The sequence below is a fragment of the Tessaracoccus sp. O5.2 genome, from assembly GCF_964266725.1.
In the GTDB taxonomy this organism is placed as follows: domain Bacteria; phylum Actinomycetota; class Actinomycetes; order Propionibacteriales; family Propionibacteriaceae; genus Arachnia; species Arachnia lapidicapta.
In genome coordinates this window covers 1-14,248 of record NZ_CAXWGV010000021.1, presented here as the reverse complement: position 1 = coordinate 14,248, position 14,248 = coordinate 1, and the positions used below count along the sequence as shown (strand labels likewise).

Below are 14,248 nucleotides of genomic sequence, written 5' to 3'. Positions count from 1 at the left end.
AGCAAGCCAGCCTGATCCGCCGCTACATCATCTGGCGCAACTCCCACGCCACCGACCCACGACTCCGCAAAGTCCTCAAACGAGCCGCAATCATCAAGAGGGCCAAGGTTGCCTGACGCGGTACTAGGTCAGACCACGCCCCCTCTGATGCGGGCTGCCACGTCGGTGTGGCCGAAGTGGTCCGCCCACACCGCGGGCGTCATCCCGAACTGAGCATCCGCCAACTCAGAATCGGCGCCATGCTTCAGCAGCAGCTCGACGGACTCCAGGTCACCCGCCGCAGCGGCGTAGTGCAACGCGCTCGGGTTCCCGACATCGACGGCAGCGCCGTGCGCCACCAGGGTCCGCACCACGTCCCACTGCCTGAGCCCCGCCATTTCCGCCACCAACGATGGCGGCACCGCCACCCCGCCGTCGAGTAGCCGCGACACCTCCCCGGCGTCACCCCGCCTCGCCGCCGCCACCACCGGGTCCTGGGTGTCCCGCTGGGCGCGATACAGATCGCGCAGCAGGCGGATCTCCGCGCCGTGGCGATCACCTCGCGGTTGATGTGCATCACCAGCGCGGCCATGGACTGGTCGGCATGGTGCTCCCCTTCGGCCCGAGGGGCTGGAGGAGGGCGTCGTCGTCCAGCGCGGCGACCCCGTCTCGCCAAGGGACGTAGGCCCGCTCGAGAAGCGCCAAGGCGCCGTCGGCGGTGGGCGGGAGGGGCTCCGGCGACCAGCGTGCGCCGAACATGATGGTGTCGTCGGCGGGGAGTGCCCCCTCGGCAAGTGACGGGTCGCTGAAGAAGTCGCGGGCGCGTTTTCCAGGACGTCGCGGCCGACGTGCGCGATCCGCCACGCGAGGGTTGTCACCGGGGGGGGGACTGGCGGTTCCACCGGGTGCGACTCTGGCTGCAGCGCGCCGTCGGCGTCGGGCCGCAGCGTCCAGGCACCGTCGGCTGGCTCCCACCAGTACTCGTCGTCGGTCAGCCCGGCCAGTCGCGGCCGCAGGTGAACCGTCCAGTAGGAATCCAGCTGGTCTCACAGCGCCTCGCCCCACGTCCTACCCGACGGAAACCTGACGCCCGAGCACGTGGGACTCATTCCTGCCCGACGCGCAATTGGCTCTGTGCACGCGTCCACCTTCGGCGTCCAACGCGACGCTAGCCCCGGCGGAGCTGCGCGAGGCAGCGCCGCCGGGACTAGAAGTTCATCAGGCTTCGATCAGGGGCACCTCGACCCACTGGCCCGAGGCCGCGGACTCCACGATCGCGTCGTCGATGAGCGAGATCTGGTAACCGTCAGCGAAGTTGGGGCTGACGGTGCCGCCTTCGGCGATCGCCTTGAAGAAGTCGTACGCCTCAATGATCTTCGTCTCCCCGTACCCGATGCCCAGCGCGGGGATGGGCCAGAGCCCGTCACCGTAGGGATGCGACGGCCCGGTGTAGACCGTGCGGAACCCGCGGCGGTCCGAGGCGTCGCTGGCGAAACAGACCTGCAGTTCGTCGCGGCGCTCGTAGTTGAAGTAGATCGAGCCTTCCGTTCCGTGGATCTCCAAGGTGATGAAGTTGTTTCGGCCGTACGCGTTGCGGGTGGCCTCCACCGATCCGATCGCCCCGTTGGCGAACTTGAGCATCGTGATCACCTCGTCGTCGACGTCTACCGCAGCGCGCGGACCGCCGGCGTCCTTGCTGGTGCCGAGCAGGTCGGCACCCCCGGACTGGACGGGCCGGTCCGGGATCCAGGTGGTCATCATGGCGTTGACGGAGGAGATCTCTCCGGCGAGGTAGCGGGCCATGTCGATGACGTGGGTGGCGATGTCACCCAGCGTGCCGGAGCCGGCGATGGACTTCTGGAAGCGCCACGACAGGGGAGAGTTGGGGTCGGCGCTCCAGTCCTGGAGGTAGGTGCCGCGGAAGCTCAGGATCCGCCCGATGGCTCCCTCCTCGATGTACTTCTTGGCCAGTGCCACAGCCGGCGTGCGGCGGTAGTTGAAGGCCACCATGTGCACGATGCCGGCGTCCTTGACCGCGTCGTACATCGCCTTGGATTCCTCGGAGGTGCGGGCCAGAGGCTTCTCGCAGATGATGTGCTTACCGGCCTTGGCCGCCGCGATCGCGACTTCCGCGTGGAGGTTATTGGGGGTGGCGATGTCGACGACGTGGATGTCTGGGTCCTCGACGATCTCCCGCCAGTCGGCGGTCGAGCGCTCGAAGCCGAACCGCTTCGCGGCCGTGGCGGCAAGGTCCGCGTTCGCCTCGGCCACGGTCCTGCGGACCGGCATCGCCGGCGCCGGCCAGAAGAACATCGGCATCGCCGCGTAGGCGAGGGAGTGGGCCTTGCCCATGAAACCGCCGCCGATGAGTCCTACGTTCAGTTCCTGCATGATTGCTGAATCCTTTCTGTTCTCGGCGCGTCAGTTGCGCCGGATGCCGGCGTCGGCCAGCACCTTTTCGAGGTAGTCCTTGCTGATGCGGGCGGCTTCCTTCGGGTCGCCGTCGTAGCTGTCGAGTTCCACCATGAGCCAGCTGTCGTAGTTGGCTTCGGCGATGGCACGCACGATGTCGGGAATGTCCAGCACACCCTTCCCGAGGGGCAGGAAGTTGAAGGGGTCCGGCTGGAGGTCCTTGAGGTGCACGTGCTTGACCCGGTCCGGGTAGGTGCGGATCAGTTTCGCCGGATCGCCGCCGCCCGCAGCAAGGTGTGCGGTGTCGGGGCAGAAGGCGATGCGGGTGCGGTTCAGGATGGTCTCGAGTTCGTCAGGGTTCTCCACAATCGTGCTGAGGTGGGGGTGGTAGCTCGCCTCCAGCCCGTGCTCCTCAGCGATGTCGCACACGTTGTCGAGCGCGTGACCGAGGCGCGTGTAGTCGTCGTCGGTGGTCCCGGCGGCACGGCGAGCGCCGCCACCCACCACCAGCCGCTTCGCGCCGAAGGTTGCGGCCAGCTGAGCAGCGCGACGCACCCGGTACAGCTCGTCGGGGAGGATGTCGGCGTAGATGAAGTTGGCACCCGTGTAGACGCTCACGAGTTCGAGCCCCGCCGCCTTGAGCGCGCCGGTGAGGGCTTCCGGGTTGTCCTCGAACTCTGCGACGTTGCCGTCGAACATCTCCGTGCCTTGGTATCCCACCTCGCCGATGTCTGCGATCGCCTGAAGTGCGTCGCCGTTGGCGCGGTAGAACAGGTCCTTGACGCTGGTGACCCCAGCGGGGTGACCTACCACGCCGCCCCAGGTGATTGAGCAGTAGCCCAGTTTCATGTCGTGTCCTTTCGGGTTGTCAGTCGACCATCAGCGGTCGAAGTGTGCGGTGTGCGATCCGCAGTCCTGTCTTGATCTTCGGTTCGGTGCCTCCCCAGACCGGGTCCTCATGTTCCACGGAGAGAACCCCGTCGAACCCGTGCTCGTAAAGGGCATCGACGACCCCGCGCCAGTCCACCTCGCCGAGGCCGGGGACTCGGTATCGCCACCAGCCGACGTTCCACGGGTCTTCCCGGTCGACGGCGATGCCGGGCCATCCGTAGCGGTTGCGCTTCTCAGGGAACAGCTGGATGTCTTTGGCCTGGGCGTGGGCGATTCTGTCCACGTAGGGCGTCATCGCCGTCACGGGGTCGATGCCCATCCACACGAGGTGGCTGGGGTCGAAGTTGAGGTACAGCCCCAGGGAGAACATCCATTCCCAGAGTTCGGGTGAGTAGGCCAGGTTGCCCGGGTAGCCATCGGGATGCCAGCCCTCCATGACACAGTTCTCGATGACGAGCTTGACGCCCTTCTCCCCCGCTTGGTCGACGAGCGGCTTGAAGACCTCCTCGGCCTCGCTGAGGTTCTCGCGGACCGGCTTCGTCCAGTCTCTCCCGACGAACGTGCCGACGGTGGGGACCCCGAGCCGGGCGGCCGCATCGATGCAGGCCAGGACGTGGTTGTTGATCGCTGTTCGCTCGGCGGGATCGGGGTGGAGGTTGTTGTCGTAGAAGGCAAGCGAGGAAATTGTCAGCCCCGTGCTCGACATCAGTTCCTGTACCGACTCGGCCTGTTCGTCTCCGAAGTTCTCGACGGTGATGTGGGTGGCCGTGAACGGCCGCTGTCCGAGGGCAGGCCAGGCTGCCACTTCGAGGGCCTCGAAGCCTTCGCCGGCGGCCCACGAGGCGATCTCCTTGAGGGACCGGTCCGGCAGGCAGGCGGTCAAGAATCCCAGCTTCATGCGGATAGCTCCTTCCATGTTGAGTGAGCGGACGAGGCCACCACGGCCTCTGTGACGCGGGCCGCGCGCAGCCCGTCCTCGAACGTGGGCAGGCCGTCGGGGTTACCACCGCGCACTGCCGAGTAGACGTCCGACACGAAGGCAGTGAACGCGTCCTGATAGCCCTGGGGATGCCCCGCCGGGAGGCGAGACAGGCGGCCTGCCTGGGGGTGCTGGGTGTCGGGATTCCTCAGTAGGAGGCGATTCTCTTCCCGCCCGCCGACCCACAGCTGCTCTGGGGATTCCTGGTCGAAGGAGAAGGAGGCATCGGTTCCGTCGAAGGAGAACCAGAGCCGGTTCTTGCGTCCGGGCGACACCTGGCTCACGACCAGGGACCCGGAGGCCCCGCCGTCGGTCTCGAACATGACCACCGCCCCGTCCTCGGTGCCGGTCCGGTCGCCATAAGCCCGGGCTGTCCGGGCTGAGAGGTTGACGATCCGGTGCCCCGTGACGAACTCCATGAGGTCGCACCAGTGCACACCGATGTCGCCGAATGCCCTGGACACCCCGCCCACCGCGGGGTCCACCCGCCAGTTGGTGTCGTCGCTGCGCGAAAGCCAGTCCTGGAGGTAGGAGCCGTGGAGCATCCAGAGACGCCCAGCCTCGCCGGCGGCGATGCGCGCCCGGGTCTCCCGCACGTTGGGATGGAAGCGGTAGACGAAGGGGACGGCTGTCACCACGCCAGCCTCCCGGGCTGCTCTGGTGACCCGCTCGGCATCGGCCGCGGTGGTGGCCAGCGGTTTCTCGCAGATGACAGCCTTGCCGTGCGAGATGGCCAGCTCGGCGAGCGCCGCGTGGGTGGAGTTGGGGGTGCAGATGTGGACGACGTCGACGTCGTCGGAGGCGATAAGTTCCTCCGGCGAGGCAGCAGGGCCTTCTGCGCCGAGCCGCGCAGCGGCATCCTGGCTGGCTTCGGGGGTGGCGTCGGCTATCCGCGTCAGCCGCCCACCGGCGGCGCGTACCGCGTAGGCGTGCACGCCTCCGATGAACCCCGCCCCGATGATCCCTGAGCGCACTGTGTGGTTGGTCATGCGATCACTTCTTCCGCGCCAGAGCGACCGCGAGGATGATGATGACACCACGGATGACCTGCTGTTGGCTGGACTCGAGGCCGGCCAGGATCAGCCCGTTGTTGATGAGGCCGATGAGCAGGGCGCCCATGAAGGTGCCGATGATGGCTCCCGAGCCGCCGAACAGGCTCGTCCCGCCGAGGATGACGGCGGCGATTGCCGACAGCTCGTCACCGGCGCCCCATTGGAATCGACCGGACTGGAGCCGGCCCGCGTACAGCATTCCTGCAACGGAGGCTGCCAAGCCGGAGATGAGGAGCACGGAGAACTTGATCCGCTTGGTGTTGACGCCGGTGAACTCAGCTGCCGCCCGGTTACCACCCGTGGCCAGCACCTGGCGCCCGAACTTTGTGCGGTTGAGGACGATCGCACCGATGGTCACTGCGAGTGCCATCCAGATCATGAGGCCCGGGATAGGACCGATGTCACCGCCGCCGAAGACTGCGTTGAAGGTGTCATTGAGGATCGGCTGCGGTGCGGAATCCGTGATCCATTGGGCGATGCCGAAGGCGATCCCCAGCATGCCGAGTGTGACCAGGAATGACGGGATCCCGAGGAGGCTCACCAGCGCTCCGTTCGTGGCCCCGACGATGGCCCCGACGGCCAGGCCGGCGATGATCCCCGGCACGAGCCCATAGGTGGCGATGGTCATGGCGCTGACCACGCTCGACAGACCGGCGATAGACCCGACGCTCAAGTCGATCTCGGCACAAGAAATCACGAACGTCATGCCAACGGCAATGACGGTGATGGTGGCTGTCTGCCGGAAGATGTTGAGGAGGTTGTTCTGGGAGAGGAACCCGGAATCGGCCAGGGTCACAGCGAAGAGCAGAAACACCACGACGAAAGCGATGTAGATGATGTACCGGCGCCAGTCGAGGCCGGCCAGCCGTGAGGTCCAGCTGGGCGCCGCACCCGACGTGGGAGGCGTAGTGGTTGGGTTCGACATTGGTCAGACTCCTAGGACAGCGAGTTGAAGGGATTCTTCATCCGGGATCTCGGATCGTTCGAGCTCCTTGACGATCTGGCCATCGCGCATGATCAGCACTCGGTCACTGACCGCGAGGAGCTCCGGGTACTCAGATGAGATGACGATGATGCCCTGCCCGGAATCGGCCAGCTCGCGGATGATGCCGACGATCTCGGACTTGGTCCCGATGTCGACGCCCGCGGTGGGCTCGTCCATGATCAGGACCTTCGGCTCCGTCCCGAGCCACTTGGCGATGACGACTTTCTGCTGGTTGCCGCCGGATAGCGTCCGCACGGGCTTCTCCGCGTCGGCGACCTTCACCGAGAACCGCTCGATGAGTTCTCCGGCCAGGCGTTTCCCAGCGCCCCGATTGAGCAGTGGCCCGTTACGGATGCGGTCCAGAAGTGGAAGCAGGATGTTCTCGCGGACCGAGTGGTCGAGGACTAGCCCCTGTTCGCGTCGGTCCTCAGGGATAAGTGCCAGCCCTGCCTCGACGGCAGCTCCCGGGCTCTGGACGTCAACGACCTCCCCCAGGATGCGGATCTCGCCCGACTCGGGCCGGTCGATCCCGAAGAGGCAGCGCGCCAGCTCCGTGCGACCACTACCCATCAGCCCGGCGAGGCCGATGATCTCCCCGCGGCGGAGCTGGAACGAGATCCCGTTGACGCGTCGGCCTGCGCGCAGGTCCACGGCCTCGAGCAGGATCTCTGCGTCGGATGCCTTCTGCCTCTCCTGATATTCGAGGGCACCGTCGACACGTCGACCGACGATCCCTTCAACGATCTCCTCAGGTGTCACAGCGCTGAGGGGCTCCGTCAGGAGCCGCCTTCCGTCCCGAAGGATCGTGATCCGATCAGCGATGCGGTAGACCTCGTCCATCCGATGGGAGATGTAGATGATGGAGATCCCTCGTGCCTTGAGACGGCCGATGAGTTCGAACAGCGCCTCGACCTCATGCCGAGCGAGGCTGGCCGTGGGCTCATCCATGATCAGGACGCGGGCGTCCTGGGACAGGGCCTTGGCGATCTCGGTGAGCTGCCACAAGGCGGTTGGGAGATTGCCGACCGTGGCCGCGGGATCAACCGACACGTCCATCTCCGAGAAGACCTGAGCCGCCATGCGACGGGCCTCTCGGTCGTTGATCAGTCCAGTGCGGCCCGTGGGTTCGACCGTGAGGTACATGTTCTGGGCGACCGTAAGGCTGGGCACCAGGCTGAACTCTTGGAAGACCATCCCGATCCCCGCAGCCTTGGCGTCGTGGATGGAGTTCAAAGCCACCGGCCTGCCCTCGATCTCGATCTCACCCGAGTCACGCGAGTAGACGCCCTGGAGGATCTTCATCAGTGTGGACTTCCCGGCGCCATTGCCGCCGGCGAGCGCATGGACCTCGCCTCGTCGGATCTCGAGGTCGACGTCGACCAGAACCGGAATGCCGTAGAACGACTTATTAATACCGCGCATCTGCACCACGGGCGGGCTGTCCGCGGGCGATGGCGAATGAACTGGATGGTTGGTCATCGCAGCCTACTTTCGATGGTGGACTGAAGATTTGGTGCCGGGCCCGTGAGGGCCCGGCACGTGAATCACTCTTCGAAAGCGCCGGCCAGATCGTCCGGTGCGTCAGCCTGGTAGACCTGCTTCCAGGCGTCGAGGACGTTGTCGTGCTCCACGGGCAGCGCAGCAAGAGCCACATACGGCGCCGCGGCCTTCCCGAGCAGAGCACCCGCCGCCAGACGCGCCTCCGTGACGCCCTGGTCGTACGGCCGCTGGGCACCGAGGCCGACGATCAACTCGTCCTTGGCCAGCGCGATGGCGACATTCTTTCCGAGGTCCTGCGTCGCGATCTTCAAGTCGTCCCGACCCGAAGCCCGGGCTGCCGCCATGACGCCCTCAGCGGGCACATCCCACACCGCCCAGATTCCGGCCAGGTCGGGATACCGGCTCAGCATCGCGTTGGCCGCCGCCTGTGCGTCGCCGGCGAAGTCGGGGCCGGCGATGCCCTGCTCACCGACGATCTCAACATCGGGGTACTCGTCGGTGATGGTCTTGGTGAATCCCTCATAGCGCTGCTTGGTCACGAAGAAGTCGGCCTCGTGATAGATCACGCCGATCTTCCCAGCACCGCCGAGCGCCTTCGCCATGAGATGCGCCGAGACCACGCCGTTGCCGTAGTTGTCGGCCGACACCACCGAGACGTAGTCGGTACCTGCCTCGAGGCCCTGCGGCGAGTTGTCCATGAACACCAACTTCACGCCGGCGTCGGCGGCCTTCTTGTAGGCCGAGGCCGTTGCCACCGGATCGGTGGGGATGGACACGATGATGTCCGGGTCCTTGCTCAGCACGGTCTCGATGTCAGAGACCTGCTTGTCGGGCTTGAAGTTCGCATCGGTCACGGCGACCACTTCGATGCCCAGGTTCGCGAACTCTGCCTGCAGCCCATCGACCTGCGCGGTGGACCAGTCGTTGCCCCCGTAGTGCATGACGATCGCCGCCGTCGCGCCCATCGACTTGACCTCAGCGATCTCCTCGGCGGTGAGTTCGGCGGTGTCGGCCGTGGCGGGGTCCTCACCATGAGGACCCTTGCTGAGGACAGTGCCCTCGAGCTCTTTGAGAGCAGCGTCGACCTGCGCGTCGACTTCGCTGTTCGTGGTGGACGTGGAGGTGCTCTCGGCGGAGCACCCGGAGAGCGTCATTGCGAGAGCAGCGGCGACCGCCAAGGGGCGGATGAACCTAAGCATGTGGACTCCTTTGGCTAGCTTCGGTTTGTAGAACACCAACTTACGCATCTTGGATACCAAAGTCAACACTTGATACGCTGCTTCTGCCCGATGATCCGAAAGGCGGCCCGATGGACTCGAATCTGCGCCCCAACACCGTGTCCGAGCAGGTGCGCACGCTGTCCACCGTGCTGGACCTGGTACGCGAAGACCGTGCCAAGACCAGGCCCGAAATCGGACGGCAGTCCGGGCTGGCTCGCAACGTCGTGGCGGACCGGGTGGATCAGCTGATCCAGGCCGGACTCTTGGCGGAGGGCGAACTTGGCGCCTCGACGGGGGGCCGGGCGCCACGAGAGCTCCGGTTCAGGGCGGACGCTGGTTACGTGCTGGTCGCCGAGGTCGGTGCGACCGTCTGCGGAGTGGGCATCGCGGACCTCTCAGGTCAACTCGTCGCGACGCTGGAGGCCCCGGTGGACGTGAAAGACGGCCCAGTGCCGACCCTGGAGTACGTGAGCTCGCTGTTGGAAGGCCTCCTGGGCGACCTCTCAACTGAGTCGATCTGGGGGGTGGGCATCGGGCTCCCCGGTCCGGTCGAGTGGATGACGGGGCGACCGGTCGCGCCGCCGATCATGCCCGGCTGGGACGGCTTCGATGTTCGTGGCTTCTTCGCGTCCCGCTACAGGTGCGCGGTGTGGGTCGACAACGACGTCAACGCGATGGCCACCGGCGAAGCCCGCGCGGGAGTTGCCCAGGGTCACCAGGACAGCATCTACGTCAAGATTGGAACGGGGATCGGATCCGGTCTGTTCTCGAGAGGCCAGATCCACCGAGGCGCACAGGGGGCAGCCGGCGATATCGGCCATCTCGCGCTAGGTGCCAAGAAGGATGTGGTGTGTCGCTGTGGTAACACCGGCTGCCTAGAGGCCCTTGCGGGCGGCGGAGCCCTCGTGCGGGACGCCCAGGCGGCCGCCGAGGATCCGCGCAGCACCTACCTCCGCCGAGAACACCAAGCAGGACGCCCCTTCAACGTGAACCTGATCGTCGAGGCAGCCCTCTTCGGTGACCCGGTGGCGCTGGAGATGCTCACCCGCTCCGCGATGGCAGTGGGCGAGGCACTCGCGGGAATGGTCAACATCTTCAACCCGTCGATGATCGTCATCGGCGGAAGCGTCGGCCGATCGCTTGACATGTACCTGGCAACGATCAGGCGGGCAGTTCTAGACAGGTCCTTGCCGCTGGCCACACGCTCCCTCCAGATCGTCACGTCCCCACTCGGCGACCGAGCGGGCCTGATCGGTCTGGCCTTCACCGTGATCGACGAACTGCTGTCCCCGGAGGCCCTATCCATGTGGCTCGAGCGCGGCACCCCGACGGCACTGACGCACCTCACGGCGTGAGCCGGATCCCGCCGTAGGGCACGACGCCACCTCCCGGCTTCGCCTGGCCTCGCCGGTGCCATGGCCCGGGCTCGCGTGGCGCCTACTGTGTGTCGCGGCCCAACTGGTGGGCCGAGGGGCGTGACCGAAGCGGTTCACACCTCGCCGGCCAGTGCCCTACCGAACCGCGCGTCAGGTCAGCGTGCCTGCTGGACCGGAGGCCCACAGCTAGATGGCGTCACGGAGACGCGGCGGTTCGTCTGCCCGGGCCCAGCCGTCAGCAGGGCGTCCTCGAGTTGGTTGCGGGCTGAATTGGGGCGGAACTCAGACCTGCTGGAGCGTGCGGTGCGGCTCGCCGTCGAGGCCGGCTGCCCGGGGCGTCGGTGATGCTGTGCGACGGGGCCAGGTCCAGGCGGCGCGCAGGATGAAGACCAGGAGGAGCACCTCGAGCCCGATGGAGAGGCCGTAGAAGAAGGCCCAGTCCCAGGACTCCCCTGCCGCGTTGACCACCGAGTAGGGGATGTAGAGCGTTGCGGCGACGAGGTTCGTTGCGCGGTTCACCCGCGCGGGGAGCGTCATGGAGAGCATCACCATCAGGGCCGGCATTGCCACGGACGCGAGCATCGCGGTCAGCAACGTCGGGCTGATGTCGAACTCGAAGACGACGCCGGCGCGGAGGTTGTCGACGACTCCGGGCTTGTAGAGGTGGAAGTAGTCGACGTAGATGTAGAGGAACATGAAGCTGGTCCATGCGGCGGCGAGTTTGGCCTGCACGGGGACTGGTGGGGCGGCGAGGAGGGTCGGGGTGTCGGTTCGGACGGTCATCTGTTCTTCCTTCAGTCGAGTGGGGCGGCCTGTCGGCCGGAGTGGCCGCGAGTCCGGGCGTGCATGCGCACGCGGATTCGGTGGATCTCGTCGAGGTGGTCAGAGGGTGACGACGATCTTTCCCCGGGTGTGGCCGGCACCCACGTAGCGGAGGGCGTCGGCTGCCTCGTCGAGGGGGTAGGTGCGGTCGATGAGCGGGGTGACCTGCCCCGTCGCGAGGAGGTCGGCCAGGGCAACCAGGTCCCGCTGCTTCTCGACCGAGATGAGAGGCTTGAGGCGCTGACGGGTGAACCCGGACAGCAGTCGCGCCGTGGCGATCCGGCCGAGGGGGCCGAGCCAACGGCCGCCGCGTCCGCTGTTCGGGATGAGGGTGCCGGTGGGCGTCAGCGCCCGGCGGACCGCCGCCAGCGGGTGGGCCTCCACGTTGTCGAGGATGACGTCGTAGCGCCTCCCGGCGCTGGTGAAGTCGGTCTCCGAGTAGTCGACGACGTGGTCAGCACCGAGCGACCGGACCAGGTCGATGTTGCGGGTGCTGCACACACCGGTCACCTCGGCGCCGAACGCCTTGGCGATCTGGACGGCGAAGGAGCCCACGCCGCCCGACGCGCCCGTGACCAGCACCGTCTGGCCCGGCCGGAGGTTGGCGATGTCGCGCAATGCCTGCAGCGCCGTCAAGGCCGACGTGGGCACCGCCGCCGCCTCCACGAGCGGCAGGCCGGCGGGTACGGCAACGAGGTGGTCCGCCGGGACGCAGGCGTACTCCGCGAGCGTGCCGGCCGTGCTCCAGCCGAACACCTCGTCGCCGGGGCGGACGGCGGTCACATCCTTGCCGACCGCTGCCACCACGCCTGCAAGGTCCCGGCCAGGGATGCCGTGCCGCGGTCGGCGGAGCCCGAACGCCAGGCGCAACACGTACGGCTCGCCTGTCATGACGAAGTAGTCGCCGACGTGCACCGCCGCCGCGCCCACCCGGACGAGCACATCGCCCGGACCGGGCTGCGGCCGCGCGACCTCGGACACCTCGAGCACCGACGGCGGGCCGTAGCGGTGCTGCACGGCCGCCCGCATCGTCGCCGCCCCGGCTTCGCTCGACTCCGACGCGGCGTGGGTTCCCCCGTCCTATCGCTGTCTTGTGTCCACTGGACCTCCTCAGGCTGGAGCCGCGACCTTCGCTGGCTCGTACAGCGTACGACGTACCCTCGTACGATGTACCACTGTCAAGCCTTTCGGGAGAGCGAGGGATCAATGCCTGAGAGGAATCGAGGCGAAGGTAGGTTCGACAAGGTGCTGAGCAAGCAGCGGGTGGTGGCCGAGGCGGTCCGGCTCGCCGACGACGAGGGGGTCCACGGGCTGAGCATGCGCCGGCTGGCCGAGGCCCTCGGCGCGGGCGCGATGTCGCTCTACCACTACGTGGCGAACAAAGAGGAACTGCTGGACGCCATGATCGACGTGGTGTTCGAGGAGATCGAACTCCCACCCGAGGACACCGACTGGCAGACCGCTATGCGACGCCGGTCCATCTCCGCCCGAGAGGTCCTCGCACGCCACCGGTGGGCGATCGGCCTGATGGAGTCGCGGACATCGCCGGGGCCTGCGAACCTCCGCCACCGCGAAGCGGTCACCGCCTGCCTGCGGCGGGCGGGCTTCACGGTCGTGATGGCGACCCACGCAAACTGGTTGCTCGACAGCTATGTCTATGGCTACGCCCTACAGTCAGCCAGCCTGCCGTTCGACACCGTCGATGAGCTCGCCGACATGGCAAAGAACGTCTACCTGCCTCAACTCCCTGTCGACGAGTTCCCCTACCTCAACGAGTCGGCCGCGGCGCTGGTCGCCGCCGGCTACGACCCGTCGGACGAGTTCCTCTTCGGCCTCGACCTCGTCCTGGCGGCCCTCGAACCCCTGAGAGCCTCATAGCGACGCTGACGAGGCCTCGCGCAGCCCACCCCGCCGGCTACTCGCAGGCCAAGCCGTCGTTGTCGCCGTCGCCGCTGTGGCCCGTGCCGTACTGGAACCAGTTGTAGATGTCCACCTCAGCCGGGTCGTCCACGCTGAACGGTCCCGTCGGATGTCCGACGGTGTTCTTCTTCAGCCTGCTGCACGAGCCGTACTGCTCCCACCACGGTTCCTCCGTCTCCACCGGTGCCGCGAGTGGCGCAACGCTCTCCTGCGGCTCGTCGCGGCAGACGACGGTGACCACCGAACCATCCGGACCTGCGGCGGCGATCTGCGCGGCACGGTAGTCAGCCTGGCGGGGGTGCGCCGGGTAGCCGTCCGTCGAGTCGTAGCGAGCGATCGCGTTGCCGGCCTCCACCTGCATCAGACCAAGGTCCACTCCGCTCTCGGTGATGACGTAGCGGAGGAGGCGCCCGTACGAGTCGCGGTCATTCTGCCCCTCCGGCAGTTCGAGGGTCACCACCTCCCCCACCGACACGACACGTCCAATCGCCATCGACGCCTCGTCATGGCCGCACTCGCCCAGCTCAGGGGAGTCAATGCCGATGAGGCGGACGGTGCCCAGGCTTGTCTCGACGGTGTCGCCGTCGACGACGGCTGAGAACGTCACCGGAATCTGCGTGGGTTCGCTGATGACGGGCTCGGTGGCCGACGGAACTGCCGACTGCGATGGCGAGGGGGCGATGCGCTCCGAGCCACCTGCGGCCGATGGGGGACGAGCCGAAGCGCTCACTCCCTCCGCGCCGGCCTCATCACCCGCAGGACGCGAGTCTGGCATGCAGCCGCCCAGACCGAACGCCAACAACGCCACCACGACTGCCAAGCACGACACGCGCGCGCTTCTCATCTCTCCACCTCCGTTGAGAGTCCCCGCCCGCGGTCAGCCGCTGGGCGGGCCCTCATGGCACCGACAGTAGTTCACCCGCCACGTGTGCACCGGTAGATCCAGAGATGCTGCCCGCGAGCAGATGGCCATGCCGTCGACGCCCTAGGGCGTGTCTCCTTATGCGTGAAGCCAGAGGGTGATCGCGCGTAGGACAACGCCTCCTCGGTAGATGGCTGCGTGTTTGTCGTATCGGGTAGCGATGCCGCGCCATTGCTTGTGGTCGTTGAAG

14 protein-coding genes are annotated in these 14,248 nt (G+C 67.0%); 2 read left to right on the top strand and 12 right to left on the bottom strand.

Translation table 11 applies throughout. The features are described from left to right. Positions 1-128: 128 nt before the first annotated feature. The 9 genes from ACFQPD_RS08365 to ACFQPD_RS08325 all read right to left on the bottom strand — a co-directional run bounded on the left by ACFQPD_RS08365 (position 129) and on the right by ACFQPD_RS08325 (position 8,997). Positions 129-464, bottom strand: a complete 336-nt coding sequence (locus ACFQPD_RS08365) for an ankyrin repeat domain-containing protein (RefSeq protein ID WP_385900058.1) — start codon at positions 462-464, stop codon at positions 129-131. Between the two features lie 91 nt (positions 465-555). Then, entirely contained in the window at positions 556-843 is a 288-nt protein-coding gene (locus ACFQPD_RS08360) for a hypothetical protein (protein ID WP_385900056.1), read from the bottom strand. A gap of 354 nt (positions 844-1,197) precedes the next feature. Then, positions 1,198-2,370: a Gfo/Idh/MocA family protein gene (locus ACFQPD_RS08355; protein ID WP_385900054.1), complete on the bottom strand. Its 1,173-nt coding sequence runs from the start codon at positions 2,368-2,370 to the stop codon at positions 1,198-1,200. 30 nt (positions 2,371-2,400) lie between these two features. Beyond that, the gene (locus ACFQPD_RS08350; RefSeq protein ID WP_385900052.1) at positions 2,401-3,240 is read right to left on the bottom strand and encodes a sugar phosphate isomerase/epimerase family protein; all 840 of its coding nucleotides are present in this window, start codon (positions 3,238-3,240) and stop codon (positions 2,401-2,403) included. A 19-nt stretch (positions 3,241-3,259) separates the two neighbouring features. Then, positions 3,260-4,180, bottom strand: a complete 921-nt coding sequence (locus tag ACFQPD_RS08345) for a sugar phosphate isomerase/epimerase family protein (protein ID WP_385900050.1) — start codon at positions 4,178-4,180, stop codon at positions 3,260-3,262. Then, positions 4,177-5,250 carry a Gfo/Idh/MocA family protein gene (locus tag ACFQPD_RS08340; protein WP_385900049.1) on the bottom strand — a complete coding sequence of 358 codons (1,074 nt, stop codon included), beginning with the start codon at positions 5,248-5,250 and terminating at the stop codon, positions 4,177-4,179. The genes ACFQPD_RS08345 and ACFQPD_RS08340 overlap by 4 nt, the downstream gene beginning before the upstream one ends. 4 nt (positions 5,251-5,254) lie before the next feature. Next, a complete protein-coding gene (locus ACFQPD_RS08335; protein ID WP_385900047.1) occupies positions 5,255-6,238 on the bottom strand; it encodes an ABC transporter permease in 984 nt (327 codons plus the stop codon). Positions 6,239-6,241: 3 nt separating this feature from the next. Then, on the bottom strand, positions 6,242-7,777 hold the full coding sequence (locus ACFQPD_RS08330) for a sugar ABC transporter ATP-binding protein (protein WP_385900046.1): 1,536 nt from the start codon (positions 7,775-7,777) through the stop codon (positions 6,242-6,244). 65 nt (positions 7,778-7,842) lie between these two features. Next, a complete protein-coding gene (locus ACFQPD_RS08325; protein ID WP_385900045.1) occupies positions 7,843-8,997 on the bottom strand; it encodes a substrate-binding domain-containing protein in 1,155 nt (384 codons plus the stop codon). A 362-nt stretch (positions 8,998-9,359) separates the two neighbouring features. Here ACFQPD_RS08325 and ACFQPD_RS08320 point away from each other — a divergent pair, with 362 nt between their 5' ends. Beyond that, positions 9,360-10,373 carry an ROK family protein gene (locus tag ACFQPD_RS08320; RefSeq protein ID WP_385900044.1) on the top strand — a complete coding sequence of 338 codons (1,014 nt, stop codon included), beginning with the start codon at positions 9,360-9,362 and terminating at the stop codon, positions 10,371-10,373. Positions 10,374-10,676: 303 nt separating this feature from the next. On the opposite strand, the gene ACFQPD_RS08315 is transcribed toward ACFQPD_RS08320, so the two are convergent. Both ACFQPD_RS08315 and ACFQPD_RS08310 read right to left on the bottom strand, forming a co-directional pair. Beyond that, the gene (locus ACFQPD_RS08315) at positions 10,677-11,177 is read right to left on the bottom strand and encodes a DUF6326 family protein (protein ID WP_385900042.1); all 501 of its coding nucleotides are present in this window, start codon (positions 11,175-11,177) and stop codon (positions 10,677-10,679) included. 99 nt (positions 11,178-11,276) lie between these two features. Then, positions 11,277-12,245 carry an NAD(P)-dependent alcohol dehydrogenase gene (locus ACFQPD_RS08310; protein ID WP_385900040.1) on the bottom strand — a complete coding sequence of 323 codons (969 nt, stop codon included), beginning with the start codon at positions 12,243-12,245 and terminating at the stop codon, positions 11,277-11,279. A 216-nt stretch (positions 12,246-12,461) separates the two neighbouring features. Here ACFQPD_RS08310 and ACFQPD_RS08305 point away from each other — a divergent pair, with 216 nt between their 5' ends. Beyond that, the gene (locus ACFQPD_RS08305) at positions 12,462-13,094 is read left to right on the top strand and encodes a TetR/AcrR family transcriptional regulator (RefSeq protein ID WP_385900039.1); all 633 of its coding nucleotides are present in this window, start codon (positions 12,462-12,464) and stop codon (positions 13,092-13,094) included. A gap of 37 nt (positions 13,095-13,131) precedes the next feature. Here the strand turns inward: ACFQPD_RS08305 and ACFQPD_RS08300 are convergent, their stop codons facing one another. Further along, on the bottom strand, positions 13,132-13,743 hold the full coding sequence (locus ACFQPD_RS08300; protein WP_385900038.1) for a thermonuclease family protein: 612 nt from the start codon (positions 13,741-13,743) through the stop codon (positions 13,132-13,134). Between the last annotated feature and the right edge of the window lie 505 nt (positions 13,744-14,248).

Bases quoted from the DNA above. Each gene is read 5' to 3' on its own strand.
- ACFQPD_RS08330 (WP_385900046.1), bottom strand. From the start codon at position 7,777: ATGACCAACCATCCAGTTCATTCGCCATCGCCCGCGGACAGCCCGCCC.
- ACFQPD_RS08325 (WP_385900045.1), bottom strand. From the start codon at position 8,997: ATGCTTAGGTTCATCCGCCCCTTGGCGGTCGCCGCTGCTCTCGCAATG.
- ACFQPD_RS08355 (WP_385900054.1), bottom strand. From the start codon at position 2,370: ATGCAGGAACTGAACGTAGGACTCATCGGCGGCGGTTTCATGGGCAAG.
- ACFQPD_RS08345 (WP_385900050.1), bottom strand. From the start codon at position 4,180: ATGAAGCTGGGATTCTTGACCGCCTGCCTGCCGGACCGGTCCCTCAAG.
- ACFQPD_RS08350 (WP_385900052.1), bottom strand. From the start codon at position 3,240: ATGAAACTGGGCTACTGCTCAATCACCTGGGGCGGCGTGGTAGGTCAC.
- ACFQPD_RS08315 (WP_385900042.1), bottom strand. From the start codon at position 11,177: ATGACCGTCCGAACCGACACCCCGACCCTCCTCGCCGCCCCACCAGTC.
- ACFQPD_RS08335 (WP_385900047.1), bottom strand. From the start codon at position 6,238: ATGTCGAACCCAACCACTACGCCTCCCACGTCGGGTGCGGCGCCCAGC.
- ACFQPD_RS08310 (WP_385900040.1), bottom strand. From the start codon at position 12,245: ATGCGGGCGGCCGTGCAGCACCGCTACGGCCCGCCGTCGGTGCTCGAG.
- ACFQPD_RS08340 (WP_385900049.1), bottom strand. From the start codon at position 5,250: ATGACCAACCACACAGTGCGCTCAGGGATCATCGGGGCGGGGTTCATC.